The sequence below is a fragment of the Halomonas sp. PAMB 3232 genome (genome assembly GCF_031954225.1).
GTDB lineage: Bacteria > Pseudomonadota > Gammaproteobacteria > Pseudomonadales > Halomonadaceae > Vreelandella.
Genome location: NZ_CP134865.1, coordinates 1158982 through 1173460, shown reverse-complemented (window position 1 = coordinate 1173460; position 14479 = coordinate 1158982). Strand labels below are relative to the sequence as shown.

Here is a 14479-nt window from a genome sequence, read left to right as displayed (position 1 = left end):
TACGCCCACCCGTTAGTTGCCGATAGCCCCATATTGCTGCCATGCCGGTTGCGCACGCCGTTTAATACATTAGAGTCATCTATATTATTTTCTGGCATCCAGGATCGCGACGATCAGGTGGTCGTGCAGCCGGCACATCAAGCGCTTCGGGCAGACGTTGGAAGCACTCAAGGGAGAGTCACAGTGAAACAGATTTTGATAGCGGCGGGCCTGTTGGCATGCGCGACCTCAACGGTTTACGCGCAAGAGCGCACGGATTCCGCGCTTGCCTATTTTCAGGACTACTGCCTTGAAGCGGGTGGGGATATGCAAAAGTCGATCGCCCTGCTGTCCGCATCCGAGCACTTTGATGCTCCGTTCGACCAAAGCTCAGGCAATTACACCGCGCTGCTGTTCATGGGATTGGACGGTACCCTTGCCACCGTCACCATCGGGGGCGAGGTGGGGTACGATCGCTGCATTATCACGGCAAGCGGCGTGGCCGACCCGATGGCGCAGAGCGAAACCTGGGCGGGTATTTTGGCCGATGAGCAGGGCGCCGACTTCACGCAGTTAGCGCCCTTCGATATGTATGGCAACGGCGGCTTTGGCTATCGCGATGCCCAAGGGAATGTGGTCGTCGCGCCAGTGACCACCGGTATTTCGGATGACATCGTGCATCTGAGCTTCTACCCGAAGTGATTAAGTTGCCCAACTACTCAAGACATGCCATCGAAAGCCGTTTCAGACCGTAATACCCCTCTGTCAAGCCTGGCCAGCGGTTATGGATAGAGGATTTCGCTCGCGGCTGGTCGTCAGCCAAGGTGCCTGAGGGCGCCCTTCGCCCGCTGAAGCGGGCTACTACAATAAATCCGGCGGCCATGTAGTAGGTACAGACTCATACCGGTGACCGCGTAGGAGTTGAGCACCCAGCTCACGAATCCCTTGAAGAAAAGCGCAGTGTTCAAGTCGCGTTACTTCAAGCCCTTCTGTTATCGAAACACGCTCACCATTACCGCCCGTATTCAAAAAATCCGTGTTGGCTCACTCAGGATGACACAGGCGTTCGAGCTCCTCGGTAAAGCCCGGGTAGGTCAGATGGGCGTTATCGATGACTTCGAACACGCTCTGCTCGCGGGAGTGGGCGTGCTGATGGGCGAAGGCCTGAAAGGCGGCGTTGGGTGTGGCGCTCACGTGGGGGTAATCCAGCGCTTCACGTGGGCCGACCCCGCCGGCTAAAAGCCACAGAAAGTCGTCAAGATCCCGGGCGATCACGCCGCTTTCGCCTTCCGAGCCTAAAAACACGATCGGCTGCTGCTCGATGGGCGTTTGCGGCAGCACCATCCAGAACGCGGCGTAGCCGCCGGTGCCGTCCTGGCCGAAAACGCGAAACTGCGCGCCGGTCGCGTACGGGTTGCCGCTCCAGGCCTGTAGCCACTGCGCGGTGTCCTCGGCGGTCAAGAATCGCGTGTAGGGTTCAAAGTCATAGCCTTCCTCGATATCGAAACTCAGCTGATGGAGCAATGCCAACCGCTCCGGTAACTCGGTATCCCAGGGGTCAATGCTCATGGTGTACTCCGTTCGATAAGTTATGCTTCGAACCTGCGATAGCACGTGGGTTCAGCTTGTGCGATCACGCCCCAAAACGCTAGCGCGCTTTCCACCACGCCAGTATGCCCGGCGCAAGCTCGCCCTTCTCGGCCAGCTGCCCGCCTCTGGCAAAGTCTGCCCAGAGCGTGCGCAGGCGCTGGCCACACTCGCGAAGCTCGGTTTCATCCACGCCCTTGACGATATCCGCATCCCGCCAGCTTGCCGGCTCGCCCAGCAGCAGCGGTAGCTCCAGCGTGTGGGCGGCGCCGTAAGGGGCCCGGCCCTTGTTCCAATCGAACCGATAGACGAAGGCGCGGCCACCGGCGCTTACGTGGCGGCGGGCGAAGGCGTGGGCATCATGCCGGTACACCTTGCGCGTGGTGGCGGCAACCATGGCGCCGGTGAGCGGCGCGCCCAGAAGCGGCGTTTGGCGCAGGCGCGTCAGCCCCGGCGACATCACCAGAAACAGTGCGGTTTCTTCACAGGTGGTACCGATGAACACATCGATCTTTTTCGCCGCGCGCTGCCAGGCGGCGGGCGCCTGCTTCTCCTGGGGCAGCGGGTAGTGGCCGTACTGGGTCGAAAACGGCATGGCGGATTTAAGCCCAAAGCCCTGGGCGGTCTTGATGACCTCGGTTTGCAGGGCAAGCACCTCGCCCAGCGGCATCTCATCGGTGGCTGAGGCGGCCTGCTTAAGCATTTTGGCGTTCATTTTCGCCCGCCCGCGGCTGATGCCGAGCGGCGCGCTCTGAATAATGGCGCGCTGGAAAAGCCCTTCGGCGCCGTCGGCAATCATCAGGTGCGCCGTCGCGTCGCCGCCGGCGGAGTGGCCGAACAGGGTCACGTTGTTGGGGTCGCCGCCGAACGCGGCGATGTTGGCGTTAATCCAGCGCAGCGCCGAGATCAGATCGAGCAGCCCCAGGTTCGCCGGCCGCCCTTCCCCACCGAGAAACCCCAACAGCCCCAGCCGGTAGTTCACGCCCACCACGATCACATCCCCCTCAAGCGCCAGCGGGCGGGTGTCGAATACGGGCAGATCCGCCGTGCCGAATACATAGGAGCCGCCGTGGATCCAGACCATGACCGGGCGCGGCGTACTGGCGGGGCTTTCCGGCAGCGTCACGGAAAGGTGCAGCGCCTCTTCCGAGACGACGAACTCGCCCGCACTCACGCCCAGGGCGTGGTTGAGCTCCGGCACGATATTCTGCGGCGCGGCGGGTGACCATTCGGTGGCGTGAATGGGCGCGCTCGAAGGCGGCTCGTCCACCGGCGGGCAAAAGCGCTCAACGCGTGCGTAGCGGATGCCGGTGGCGCGAATCGCGCCGCGGTCAGTCCAGCCGATGATCTCGCCGGCGGGGGCGGTAAAGCGCGGGGCGTCTTGCGGGGCGGGCTCAGCGTGGGTCATGGGCGGTCGCTCTTACAATGGCACATCATCATGAGCCGACGAGCATAGCACGCGTGATCGGCGGTTATAGGCCACGCGCGCGAGGCGGCGTTGAGATACCAGCGAAGAAGTCATTGGACGGCTCGGCTTGCCACCACCTAGACTCAAGGCTCCTTCCCCGTGAGTGCCCTGCCCATGCGCGTTTTCTCCAATCCGGTCGGTGCCGGTTCGTTGTGGTTCGATAACCTGGTCACCGCCGACGGCGTGCCGGTCGCCTATGACCCGCAGGCCCGCGCGTTCATCCCCATGCCGCCGTTTTGCGCCAACCGCGAGGTGATCGGCTGTAACTGGATTGCCCCGCAAAAGGGCCAGCTTTGCCGCGCCTGCGCCATGACCGCCGTCGCACCGGACCCGAGCATTCCCAACGCCACTGCCAACTGGGCGCAAACCGAAGCCGCCAAGCGCTGGGTGATCGACAATCTGGGCCGCTGGAACTGGTTTCGTCCGGAAGACCCGGGCGCCCCGCCGGTGTTCCACCTGCTGGCGGAAGGCAAAAAACCAGTGATGATGGGCCACGTGGATGGTGTGGTGACGATCAGCATCGCCGAGGCCGACCCGGTACTGGTCACCACCCGGCGCGAGGCGCTGGAAGAACCCTACCGCACCATGATCGGCCACATGCGTCACGAGATTGCGCACATGCTGTGGTGGCGGTTAAGCCTGCGCGAGGACTTTCTGGAAGCGTTTCGCGACATGTTCGGCGACGAACGCGCCGATTACGGCGAGGCGCTCAAGCACCACTATAACGAAGGCCCGCCGGAGAAGTGGCGCAAGGATTTCGTCTCCACCTACGCCTCGGCCCACCCCCACGAGGACTGGGCGGAAACCGTTTCGCACATTCTGCACCTGACCGATATCACCGACAGCTTCGTGTCATCGGGCATGGATTCGCCGGAGCTGCCCCGCGATCACAAGTGGGACGCCTACGCCGAGCCGGACGCCGAGCGCTTGATTCACATTGCCACCGCGCTAATCGCCGGGGTGAACCACGTCAACCGCGCGATGGGGCTTTCCGACGTTTACCCCTTCATGCTGACCGAAGTCACGCTCAAGAAGATGGCGTTCGTGCACGGCTGGCTACGCCGGGGGGCGCAGGGGCTGTAACCTTCGTGAGCGCAGGCCTCAGGCACTGGGGCTGTCGCTCAACACGAACGAATGCAGCTCGATATCGGTTCGAAATTGCCAGCCCAAGCGCTTCCAGAACCGCTTGCCGGATTCGTTATCCGTAAGCAGCATCAGGTGCGCCTTGTCGATGCCTTCACCCCGCAAGGCGTTCAGGCAGCGCTCGACCAGAGCGGTACCGACGCCCTGCTTACGGTGACGTTCGGCCACCGCCAGGTGCTGGATGAAACCTCGATGGCCGTCGTGGCCCGCCATGATCGTGCCGATGATCTCCCCGTCCTGTTCGGCAATGAAGCTCAACCCCGGGTTACGCGATAGATAGCGCGTGATGCCTTCGAAAGAGTCCGCATCACGCAGGCGCACGCCCGGCGTTTGCTGCCAAAGCGCCACGGCGGCGTGGTAGTCCTCGAGGGTCATGGGGCGGTAGTGCATGAAGAATTCCAGAAAGTCAGTTCGTCAGGGCGTGGAAGGTGTGGATCGAGTGGGCGTAGCCCGGCGGCAGGTTGGCCGGCAGCGCGTCGAGCGCGAAGGTGGCAATGCGCAAATGCTCGTCGCTCACTTCAGGTGCGAAAGGGCCTACCAATTCGCAGCCATAGGTCACGATGAAGACCTGCTTGCCGGGAATTACCTCGAACAGATAGCTGTCGATGATCGATGAGACGCGCACCTCGACATCGAGCTCTTCCTTGAACTCTCGTGCCAGGCACTCAGGCGCGCTCTCGCCAACCTCGATACGCCCGCCGGGCAGCTCCCACTCGTCGCGGTCGTTCAGTGCCAACACCACCTGGCCGTTGGGAAGTCTCAATACGCCCTTGATCGATACTGGAAACACAAGCACCCTTCCCGTTCAATGCTAGAAGTTGAGTCCCAAGCGCAGCGCCTGTAGTCCATCGAGGGTGATCGTGACCTCATCAGAAAACAGCGGATGCCCTTCGACGCCCAGATTCAGCGCCGCCTGGCTGCCGCGGTAGGCCACGTTCAGCGTGATCTCCGTCGAGGTACTGATCGGCGCCCAGAGCCTGTAATCGACGCTTTCCACCGTAACGTTGGAAAGCCCGCGCTCACTCAGCGCCTGCTCCACCTCGCGCTCCACGGCGTGGCCGTAGTAGACATAAACCCCCGCATAGCCCAGCGCCAACACCCCGATCAACGACAACAGCTTACCCATAAAACGCCTCGCATCATCGCCGTTCGATCAACGGCCAAAAGCGGGATAATGCCGGGCATGGGTCGGGGGCACAAGGGGCAGGCATCGCGCCCCATTTTTCTTTATTCTGCTGCCCACGCTTTGCTTTCACCCCTCCGGAGTCTATCCATGACCTCACCTGTTTTGCGACTCGCCACGCCCAACGACACCGACCGCTGCTACGACATCGAGGCTGCAGCCTACGAGGGCGACGAAGGCGCCACGCGAGAGAAAATCGCCACCCGCATCGTCCAGTATCCCGAAGGGTTTCTGGTCATGACGCTCAATGACGGGATCATCGGCTTTATCAACGGCGGCTGCGCGCATGAGGTGGTCATGTCCGACGAGGCGTTCAAGGAGCTGATCGGCCACGACCCCGCCGCCCCTAACGTGGTCATCATGTCGGTGGTGATCGACCCCGCCCACCAGGGCAACGGTTACGCCAGCAAACTGATGCAAGCCTTCGTCGAACACATGAAAACGCTTGGCAAGCAGACCATCCACCTGATGTGCAAGGAGCGTCATGTCCTGCTCTATGAGCGCATGGGCTACCGCTACGTAAAGCCTTCTGACTCCGACCACGGCGGCATGGCGTGGCATGAGATGGTCATGGTGTTGTAGCTTGTCGGCCCGAATGTGAGCAATTCTGTACAAGCATTCGAACGGCCAACTGCCTTAAGCTTACCGGGTGACATGCGAGGAGCGCGGTATGCGAAACGCCAGCCGATTTGAATTTATCAAAAGCCAGCACGTGCCGAGTTTGACCGTGCTGCACGCGGCGATGGAGGATTTCAGCTATGACCGCCACGCCCACGAAGAGTACGCCTTTGGCGTGACCCTGGCCGGGCGGCAGGATTTCTTCAGTGGCGGGCAGTTTCACAAGAGCCCGCCGGGCAACGTGATCGTGTTCAACCCGGAGGAGGTGCACGACGGCCAATCCGGCGGCGAGCACACGCTGGATTACCTGATGCTGTACGTCGACCCGGACCAGTTGGCGCCGCTGTTCGCCGAGGCGCTGGGCCGTCCGAGCGGCGCGGGCTTTCGCTCGCCCACTACGCTGATGCATGACGCCAAGCTGCGCACGTCCATCCTGGAACTGGCGCGCCTGGTCACCCACGGCATCGGTAGCTGCATCGACCAGGAGAACGCGCTTTACCGTATCGCGGAGCGTACCGCGCAGCTCGGCGGCGAGGTGGTCGACAAGCCCCGTGCCACTCGGCCGGAGACGCTACTGGAGCGGGCCAAGGCTTATATTCACGCCCACCTGGAGCAGGACATTTCCCTGGATGCGATCAGCGCCGCCGCGCACCTCTCCCGGTACCATTTCCTGCGCCTTTTCCGCCAGCACTACGGCATTACCCCGCACCAGTACGTGATCAACTGCCGCATCAACGCGGCGCGGGCCGCACTCGCCGAAGGCGCCTTCCCCAGCGACGTCGCGCTGCGCTACGGCTTCAGCGATTCGAGCCACTTCAATCGCCGCTTCAAGCGCATCTACGCCGTGACGCCAAGCCAGTACCGGCGCGACATCGCCCGCTGACTCCCTTGCGGCCAAAGCGCTAACCCATCAACGTTCGCGAGATTTCATCATGCTGGGAATCATCCTGTTTGGGGTGGGCATCATGTACACGCCCGGCCCCGTGAACCTGCTCGGCCTGAACGTGGGCATCAACGGCCAGGCCAGTCGCTCTATCGGCTTCTGCCTGGGTGTGGGCAGCGCCATGCTGCTCTATCTGCTGGTGCTGGGCTTCGCCGGGGCGGCGTGGATCGGCGGGCAAGCGCTGGTCATACTGAGCGCGGTGGGCTGCGGCTATATTCTCTATCTCGCCTGGAAGATCGCCCGCGCTAGCGCGCGGCTTAAAACCGCTGATGCGCCCATGCGCGTGTTCGGCTTCCGTGACGGGGTGGCGATGCAACTCTTGAACCCCAAGACACCGGTGGCGGTGTTGCCCATCGTCACGCTGCAGTTTCCGGCGGCGGGTATCGACGGCGTAAGCCTGGTCGTTTGGGCCGTGGGTCTCGCGCTGCTCGCCGCCGGCGCCCCCGGCAGCTACATGCTGTTGGGCCGCCTGGTCGGCCAGCGCATCCAGCAACCGCGCCTGGTGAAAGGCTTCAACCTTGCCATGGCCGCGCTGCTGGCGGCCGTGGCCGTGTCGATTGGCATTGAGCACGTGTGGGTGCCGCTTGCCTCTGCGGCAGGCTAGCGGTTTGCGCAGACAAGGTTAATGTCTATCGGCGCCTATCTTGTGACTTAAAAACAGCCTCGTCGAATGGTTCACATAGTGGTAAATGCCATTGCAATGGCTGGCGCTGGGCCCGGCGATGTTCAACACTCGGACATCGAACTCGCGCACGAAGTCGTCCAGCAGCGTGGCTGCCGTCTCATACGTTACCAGGTCGATATCGATCAGTTTGTAAGGTTTAGCCTGGCGAATACAGAAGAGCACCGTCGCCTCGGTGCCGCCGCGCGGGTAAGCGCTATAGAAAATGGCGGTGCCGTCGGCGTCCTGCACGTTGCGTTTGGTGCGCTGACGGTAACCGCCGCCGATTTCCGTCAATGTATAGATAGGGTCAAGCGGCCCATCTTCGGCTACCCGCCCTACCGGGCAGGCGCCGCCAATGGGAAAGCCCGCGTCGAGCGCGGCATCGAGTGCCGCCCGGTCGGCGCCGGTCTGGCCGCCGCTGATGATCTTTTCCAGCATCTGTCGTTATCCGTCCTGGCCCATTCCGTCTTGCGAGGGCGACGGATTAACAGAACTCTCGCCCAGGGCTGGCAGCACCACCTGCTCAACCAGACGCTCCAGCAGATCACGATCGATCGCGACCCTCAGAATCAGGGCTCGATAGGCCGCCATGGAGGGGATGATCTGGGCAGCGAGGGCAATATCTGCCGTTGGCGGGATGTCACCTCGCGCTTGGGCGCGCTCCATCAGCACCGCATTCGCCGTGATCCATGGCTCGAAAATCGAGTAGTCGCCCGTGTCTGCCAATCCCGGCACCTGGCTGATCATCGACACCACACCCGCCATGGCGCGCAATATCCGGTCCACCTTCGCGCCGTCCTGTGGCCGAAACATCGCCAGAAGATCGCCCCGTAACGAGCCGGTATCCGGCAGCGCTTCCAGGTCGATCTGTTGCGCCTTCATGTGCGCGACCGCGTCCAGTACCAGATCGGTTTTCGTCGGCCAGCGGCGATACAGCGTGCCTTTCCCGGCCTGCGCGCGATCCGCCACCTTTGCCGTGCTCAGCCCGTCATAGCCGACCTCCGCCAGCAGGTCGATCGTCGCCTCCAGAATGGCGACGTCACGTTCGGGGTCGCGTTTGCGTCCTCGCGCGGCAACAGGAAGATCATTGTTAGTCATTGACATTTTTAATCCGATACTACATGGTTCCGATACTACTTAGTTCCGATACTACTTAGTTCCGATACTACTTAGTTCCGATACTACTTAGTTCCGATACTTTTTGGTATCGAAATTATCGAGTGGCTTGATCATAACCGGAGCTTATCATGCGCTACAACCTTCTGGGCCGCACCGGCCTCTTCGTTTCCGACATGTGCCTGGGCACCATGACCTTTGGTCAGAGCGGCGGCCCTTATGCAGCCGCCAGCGGCGTCATGCAGGACGAGGCCGAAGCGATTCTGCGCCGTGCTTTTGATGCAGGCATCAACTTCATCGACACGGCCAACGTCTATGCGGGCGGGCAGTCGGAAGAGATCGTGGGTCGCGCCCTGTCCTCGCTCGGTATCGCGCGCAAGGACGTTGTGCTGTCGACCAAGTTCGAGCATGGCACCGGCAAAGGTCCGAACGATGGCGGCGCCTCGCGCCAGCACATCCTGCACGAGGTGCATGGCAGCCTGAAGCGTCTCGGCACCGACTATATCGACCTTTACCAGCTGCACGGCTTCGACCCCGCCACCCCGGTCGAGGAAACGCTGCGCACCCTGGATGATCTTGTCCGCCAGGGCCTTGTCCGTCACATCGGCGTGTCGAACTGGGCCGCGTGGCAGCTGGCCACGGCGCTGGGTGATGCCAAACGTCTGGGACTGGAGCGGTTCCAGAGCTATCAGGGCTACTATTCGCTGGCCGGGCGCGACGTGGAGCGTGAGATTACCCCGCTCTTGCAGGCCGAAGGCCTGGGCCTGATGGTCTTCAGTCCGCTCGCCGGGGGCTATCTGACGGGCAAGTATCGCAACAGTGATGAAGGCCGCCGCGCCACCGTTCCATTCCCCCCGGTGAACGAAGCGCGCGGCGCGCCGCTTCTGGACGTGATGGACGGCATCGCTGCGCGGCATGACACCACCCTCGCGGCGATCTCGCTGGCGTGGCTCTTGCACCAGAAGGTCGTCACCAGCGTGATCCTCGGCCTGAAACGGCTCGATCAGTTGGAGGACAACCTGAAGGCCGCCGAGGTGGCGCTGTCCGAGGACGACCTGGCCGCCCTGAATGCGGCAAGCGCCCTGACCCCGGAATACCCCAGCTGGATGATGGCCTCGGGTGAGGGGCCGCGCCGCAGCCTGATGGAGACCGGCAGGATGCCCGAGACTCAGTGGGGTGCCCAATGACGATCCTTGTCACCGGCGCGACCGGCCAGGTCGGTGCGGCGATTCTTGACCGTCTGCACGGGGCAGACATCCGTGCGCTGACCCGCGATCCCGCGCGCCTTGGGGAGCGCGACGTGGTCACAGCGGTTCAGGGCGACCTGACCGACCCGGTATCAATCGAGGCAGCGCTACAAGGTGTCGATACACTATTTCTGCTGACGTCGGTCAGTCCGGATGAAGCGAACCAGGCGATGATGGCTGTGAACCTGGCGAAAGCGGCAGGCGTGCGCGGCATCGTCTACCTGTCCGTCAGCCACGCAGGCCGCTATGTCGACACGCCCCATTATGCCAGCAAGCATCTGGTCGAGCGGATGATCTGGACGGCGGGGCTGCCCGCTACCATTCTGCGCGCCAACTACTTCATGCAGAACGACCTGACGGCAAAGGACGCGCTGCTTGAGGGTGTCTTTCCCCAGCCGATCGGTGAGGTCGGCGTGGCCATGGTTGACGTTCGCGATATCGCGGATGCCGCGGTGGCCGAACTCCTGCGGCGTCATCAGGCCGATGCTTCGCTGCCTGCCACCCTGATCGAGGTGTGCGGCCCGGAGGTTCTGACCGCCGCCGACGTGGCGGCGATCTGGACCGACGCGCTTGGGCTTGAGGTTTCCCCCGGCTCGGCTGACCTCGGCGCCTTCGAGGCCGGTCTGCGCCACCGGATGCCCGCCTGGATGGCCCATGACCTTGCGCGCATGTTTAGTGGCTTCCAGCGGGAGGGGATGGTGCCAGCGCCGCAAGCGGCTGCCACGATGGAGCAACTGATCGGCCATCCGCTGCGGCGCTATCGCGACTTCGCGCAGGAGGCGGTGGCGTCGTGGAGAACCTGAGATCACCAAGCCGTCTTCGGCTGATAGTGGAAATGGGGACCGTCTTCGTGGCGGCTCCCGTCCTGATGGCCTTCATCGCAACGCCGGGGCAGCTGTTTCCCTCGATCCTGCCGCTTCTGGGGCTCGGGCTGGTGTTATTGCACATGACACCCGACTTCCGGTGGTCATCGATCCTGCACGGCTGGCGGGAAACGCGCATCCCGCTTATCGCGGCCGCAGGGCTGGCCACCTTCATCGCGGGCTGGGCCGCCATCCAGTGGCTACAGCCCTGGGCGACCTTCTGGCTATGGCGCGAGGAACGATCCGTGTTCTGGGGGTTACTGGTAGCTTATCCGCTGCTGTCCGCCCTGCCGCAGGAACTCATCTACCGGACGCTCTTTTTCCGACGCTACGCCGCGATCCTGCCGACGGGCCGCCGCTCCATCCTGCTCAATGCCACGCTGTTTGCCCTCGCGCACGTGATGTTCTGGAACTGGGTGGTGCTGCTTGTGACGTTCATGGGCGGGCTGTTGTTCGCCGTGTCCTACCGTCAGCGCGGCCTTGTCGAGGCCTGGGCCCTGCACGGCCTTACGGGGTTTTTGCTGTTTGTCACCGGCGTGGGCTGGTATTTCACGCCAGAGGCGTCGGCTCGGCCCTTCTGACCTTTCTCTTCCCGGCCTCTCTCCGGTCTCTCCCCGGCTTTCATGGCTTATTTTGAAAGTGACCGAAACGCGGCGGGTTATAAAGCGCGATATTTGCTCTAAGCTGTTGGTCGACATGCCCTATCAGGAGGAAAATCGCATGAATGCACAGAAAGTGGCGCTGGTCACCGGCGGCTCGCGCGGTATCGGCGCAAGCATTGCCCAAAAGCTCGCCAATGACGGCTTCACGGTGATCGTCAATTACGCAAACAGCTTTGATGAAGCGGCGAAGGTGGTCGAGGAGATCCAGCGCCAGGGCGGCAGTGCCAAGGCATTTCAGGCGGATGTGGCTAACGCGGACGCGGTGCGCCAGCTCTTCGACGAGATCGAAGCGCAGTACGGCCGGCTCGACGTGCTGGTCAATAGCGCCGGGATCCTGAAGCTCGCGCCGCTCGTTGAGTGCGACGATGCGCTTATCGACGCCCACATCGATATCAATCTGAAAGGCTCTATCTACACCATGCGTGAGGCGGCCAAACGCCTGCAAAGCGGCGGGCGCATCATCAACCTGTCGACCAGCGTGGTGGGGCTCAAGCTCGAGAACTACAGCGTGTACGCGGCGACCAAGGCGGCGGTGGAAACCCTGGGCGCGATTCTGTGCAAGGAGCTTCGCGGGCGCGAGATCACCGTCAACAGCGTCGCCCCCGGCCCCACCGCCACGAAGCTCTTTTTCGATGGCAAGTCCGACGAGTTGATCGACAGGCTCGCCAAAATGCCGCCGCTGGAACGTCTGGCCGAGCCCGAGGACATCGCAAGCGTGGTGGCGTTTCTCGCCTCGCCCGCCGGCGGCTGGATCAACGGGCAGACGCTGCGCGCCAACGGCGGCATCGTTTAACTCACGGTCTCTTCTTCGCGGCAGCGGCGAACGCTATCTGCCAGCTCGCGCGCCAGCCCATGTACGCCTTCGACGGCTTCGTCACCGGTCGTGGCGTGCTCGATGCGCTCGACCAGCGCCGAGCCGACCACTACCGCGTCGCTGAAGCGGCCGATAGACGCGGCTTGTGCCGGCGTGCGAATACCAAACCCTACGCCGATCGGGAGCTGCGTATGGCGTTTCAGGTCAACGACCGCGCGCTCGATACTTTCCGGCGTGGCCGCACCGACGCCGGTCACGCCGGCGACCGAGACGTAGTAGATGAACCCGGAGGCACGCTCGAGCACCTGCGGCAGGCGCTTGGCGTTGGTGGTGGGCGTGGCCAGGCGGATGAAGTCGATGCCGTGGCGGGCGGCGGGCGTGCAGAGCTCGTCGTCGTGCTCCGGCGGCAGGTCCACCACGATCAGCCCGTCCACGCCGGCCTCACGCGCGTCTTCCAGAAAGCGCTCGACGCCGTAGCAGTAGATCGGGTTGTAGTAGCCCATCAGCACGATCGGCGTGTGCTGATTCTTCTCGCGAAAGCGCTTCACCATCGCCAGCGTTTTGGCCTGGGTCTGGCCCGCGTCCAGCGCGCGCAGGGCCGCTTTCTGAATCGCCGGGCCGTCGGCCATCGGGTCGCTGAAGGGCATGCCCAGCTCGATGATGTCCACGCCCGCGTCGGGCAGCCCGTCGAGCAGGCGTTGCGAGGTCTCCGGGTTCGGGTCGCCGGCAGTCAGAAAGCTTACCAGCGCCGGGCGATTCTGCGCTTTCAGCGCGGCGAAGCAGCGCTCAATACGTTGGGTGCCGACGGTCGAGTTGGCCTGGCTCATTAGAACTTGTCTCCTAGCGTGTCTTTGAGATGGTGAGCAACGCTCATCATGTCCTTGTCGCCGCGCCCGCTCAGATTGACCACCATCAGGTGATCGCGGCGTAACGTGGGCGCGCGCTTGGCGACGTCGGCCAGGGCGTGGGCGGTTTCGAGCGCCGGAATGATGCCCTCTTCGCGACAGCAGATCTGAAACGCCTCGAGCGCCTCGTCGTCGGTGGCCGAGACGTACTCGACGCGGCCCTGCTCGTGAAGCCAGGCGTGCTCGGGGCCAATGCCCGGGTAGTCGAGCCCCGCCGAGATCGAATGAGCGTCGATGATCTGGCCATCCTCGCTTTGCAGCAAGAAAGTGCGGTTGCCGTGGAGCACGCCGGGGGTGCCGCCGTTCAGGCTCGCCGCGTGCTGCCCCGTTGCCACGCCCTTGCCGCCGGCTTCGACGCCGATCATCTGCACGCTTTCATCGGCAAGGAACGGGTGGAAAAGCCCCATGGCGTTGGAACCGCCGCCGATGCAGGCGACGAGCGAATCCGGCAGGCGCCCCTCTTTCTCCTGCATCTGGCGGCGGGTTTCATGGCCAATCACCGCCTGGAAGTCGCGCACCATGGCGGGGTACGGGTGGGGGCCGGCCACGGTGCCGATGATGTAGAAGGTGTCGTCGACATTGGTCACCCAGTCGCGCAGCGCTTCGTTCATGGCGTCCTTGAGCGTGCCGGTGCCCGACGTCACCGGCACCACCTGGGCGCCTAAAAGCTTCATGCGAAACACGTTGGGCTGCTGGCGCTCGATGTCGGTGGTGCCCATGTAGATCACGCATTCGAGGCCGAAGCGCGCCGCCACCGTGGCCGTGGCCACGCCGTGCATGCCCGCGCCGGTTTCGGCAATAATGCGCTTCTTGCCCATCTGCCTGGCGAGCAGCACCTGCCCGATGCAGTTGTTGATCTTGTGCGCGCCGGTGTGATTGAGCTCTTCACGCTTTAAATAGATTTTTGCGCCACCGAAGTGCTCGGTCAGCCGCTCGGCAAAATAGAGCGGGCTTGGCCGACCCACGTAGTCGGTTTGAAAGTAGGCGAGCTTGCGCTGAAACTCGGGGTCCGCCTTGGCCGCGGCGTATTCATCGCGCAGCTCGTTGATCAGCGGCATCAGCGTTTCCGCCACGAAGCGCCCGCCGAAGCGGCCGAACATACCGTTGCCATCGGGCAAGGCGGTCGAAGGAGTAAAAGGCTGGTTCATCGCGACCTCGAAGGGCTGAAAAGACGTTGCCGGCTAAGGCGTTCATTGATGTCTTTACGTTACCCGAGGCGCGAGGGTCAAAAAATCGATAAGATAGCGGCTATCTGTGAGTTTTAATCAACTATCGAGAAGCCATCTT

The 14479-nt window shown here is 63.0% G+C and carries 18 protein-coding genes; 9 read left to right on the top strand and 9 right to left on the bottom strand.

Translation table 11 applies throughout. The features are described 5' to 3' along the window. Positions 1 to 183 precede the first annotated feature (183 nt). Positions 184 to 681 (top strand): hypothetical protein, encoded by a 498-nt coding sequence (locus RN346_RS05485; protein WP_263584618.1) that lies wholly within the window; start codon positions 184 to 186, stop codon positions 679 to 681. A 342-nt stretch (positions 682 to 1023) separates the two neighbouring features. Here the strand turns inward: RN346_RS05485 and RN346_RS05480 are convergent, their stop codons facing one another. Together RN346_RS05480 and RN346_RS05475 are read right to left on the bottom strand one after the other, a co-directional pair. Next, the gene (locus tag RN346_RS05480; protein ID WP_311962389.1) at positions 1024 to 1548 is read right to left on the bottom strand and encodes a hypothetical protein; all 525 of its coding nucleotides are present in this window, start codon (positions 1546 to 1548) and stop codon (positions 1024 to 1026) included. A 79-nt stretch (positions 1549 to 1627) separates the two neighbouring features. Beyond that, positions 1628 to 2974 (bottom strand): carboxylesterase family protein, encoded by a 1347-nt coding sequence (locus tag RN346_RS05475; protein WP_311962388.1) that lies wholly within the window; start codon positions 2972 to 2974, stop codon positions 1628 to 1630. Between the two features lie 174 nt (positions 2975 to 3148). Between RN346_RS05475 and RN346_RS05470 the strand changes: the two genes are divergently transcribed. Then, on the top strand, positions 3149 to 4117 hold the full coding sequence (locus RN346_RS05470; RefSeq protein ID WP_311962691.1) for a putative zinc-binding metallopeptidase: 969 nt from the start codon (positions 3149 to 3151) through the stop codon (positions 4115 to 4117). 18 nt (positions 4118 to 4135) lie between these two features. Here the strand turns inward: RN346_RS05470 and RN346_RS05465 are convergent, their stop codons facing one another. Genes RN346_RS05465 through RN346_RS05455 form a run of 3 tightly spaced genes read right to left on the bottom strand, consistent with a single transcriptional unit; the run spans position 4136 to position 5303 of the window. Continuing rightward, positions 4136 to 4567, bottom strand: a complete 432-nt coding sequence (locus RN346_RS05465; protein WP_311962387.1) for a GNAT family N-acetyltransferase — start codon at positions 4565 to 4567, stop codon at positions 4136 to 4138. A 16-nt stretch (positions 4568 to 4583) separates the two neighbouring features. After that, positions 4584 to 4967, bottom strand: a complete 384-nt coding sequence (locus tag RN346_RS05460; RefSeq protein ID WP_311962385.1) for an NUDIX hydrolase — start codon at positions 4965 to 4967, stop codon at positions 4584 to 4586. 21 nt (positions 4968 to 4988) lie between these two features. Further along, entirely contained in the window at positions 4989 to 5303 is a 315-nt protein-coding gene (locus RN346_RS05455) for a hypothetical protein (protein WP_263584623.1), read from the bottom strand. Positions 5304 to 5450: 147 nt separating this feature from the next. Here RN346_RS05455 and RN346_RS05450 point away from each other — a divergent pair, with 147 nt between their 5' ends. The 3 genes from RN346_RS05450 (at position 5451) to RN346_RS05440 (ending at position 7525) form a co-directional block, all read left to right on the top strand. Beyond that, positions 5451 to 5942 (top strand): GNAT family N-acetyltransferase, encoded by a 492-nt coding sequence (locus tag RN346_RS05450; protein ID WP_311962384.1) that lies wholly within the window; start codon positions 5451 to 5453, stop codon positions 5940 to 5942. A gap of 88 nt (positions 5943 to 6030) precedes the next feature. Then, the gene (locus tag RN346_RS05445) at positions 6031 to 6861 is read left to right on the top strand and encodes an AraC family transcriptional regulator (protein ID WP_311962383.1); all 831 of its coding nucleotides are present in this window, start codon (positions 6031 to 6033) and stop codon (positions 6859 to 6861) included. A 49-nt stretch (positions 6862 to 6910) separates the two neighbouring features. After that, positions 6911 to 7525, top strand: a complete 615-nt coding sequence (locus tag RN346_RS05440) for a LysE family transporter (protein ID WP_311960434.1) — start codon at positions 6911 to 6913, stop codon at positions 7523 to 7525. 18 nt (positions 7526 to 7543) lie between these two features. Here the strand turns inward: RN346_RS05440 and RN346_RS05435 are convergent, their stop codons facing one another. Beyond that, on the bottom strand, positions 7544 to 8023 hold the full coding sequence (locus tag RN346_RS05435) for a YpsA SLOG family protein (RefSeq protein ID WP_311962382.1): 480 nt from the start codon (positions 8021 to 8023) through the stop codon (positions 7544 to 7546). A 6-nt stretch (positions 8024 to 8029) separates the two neighbouring features. Beyond that, a complete protein-coding gene (locus RN346_RS05430) occupies positions 8030 to 8683 on the bottom strand; it encodes a TetR/AcrR family transcriptional regulator (protein ID WP_311962381.1) in 654 nt (217 codons plus the stop codon). Positions 8684 to 8832: 149 nt separating this feature from the next. Here RN346_RS05430 and RN346_RS05425 point away from each other — a divergent pair, with 149 nt between their 5' ends. From RN346_RS05425 to RN346_RS05410, 4 genes are all read left to right on the top strand, one after another. Next, on the top strand, positions 8833 to 9888 hold the full coding sequence (locus RN346_RS05425) for an aldo/keto reductase (RefSeq protein WP_311962380.1): 1056 nt from the start codon (positions 8833 to 8835) through the stop codon (positions 9886 to 9888). Beyond that, complete coding sequence (locus tag RN346_RS05420) at positions 9885 to 10751, top strand: NmrA family NAD(P)-binding protein (RefSeq protein ID WP_311962378.1); 867 nt, start codon at positions 9885 to 9887, stop codon at positions 10749 to 10751. The genes RN346_RS05425 and RN346_RS05420 overlap by 4 nt, the downstream gene beginning before the upstream one ends. Beyond that, complete coding sequence (locus tag RN346_RS05415; RefSeq protein WP_311960429.1) at positions 10739 to 11392, top strand: CPBP family intramembrane glutamic endopeptidase; 654 nt, start codon at positions 10739 to 10741, stop codon at positions 11390 to 11392. Before RN346_RS05420 ends, RN346_RS05415 begins: the two co-directional genes overlap by 13 nt. A 139-nt stretch (positions 11393 to 11531) precedes the next feature. Next, positions 11532 to 12266 carry an SDR family oxidoreductase gene (locus RN346_RS05410; protein ID WP_311962377.1) on the top strand — a complete coding sequence of 245 codons (735 nt, stop codon included), beginning with the start codon at positions 11532 to 11534 and terminating at the stop codon, positions 12264 to 12266. Here RN346_RS05410 and trpA read toward each other — a convergent pair. Together trpA and trpB are read right to left on the bottom strand one after the other, a co-directional pair. Then, the gene (trpA, locus tag RN346_RS05405) at positions 12263 to 13114 is read right to left on the bottom strand and encodes a tryptophan synthase subunit alpha (protein ID WP_311962376.1); all 852 of its coding nucleotides are present in this window, start codon (positions 13112 to 13114) and stop codon (positions 12263 to 12265) included. The two genes, RN346_RS05410 and trpA, sit on opposite strands and share 4 nt — an antisense overlap. Further along, on the bottom strand, positions 13114 to 14340 hold the full coding sequence (gene trpB / locus RN346_RS05400) for a tryptophan synthase subunit beta (protein ID WP_311962375.1): 1227 nt from the start codon (positions 14338 to 14340) through the stop codon (positions 13114 to 13116). The genes trpA and trpB overlap by 1 nt, the downstream gene beginning before the upstream one ends. Between the last annotated feature and the right edge of the window lie 139 nt (positions 14341 to 14479).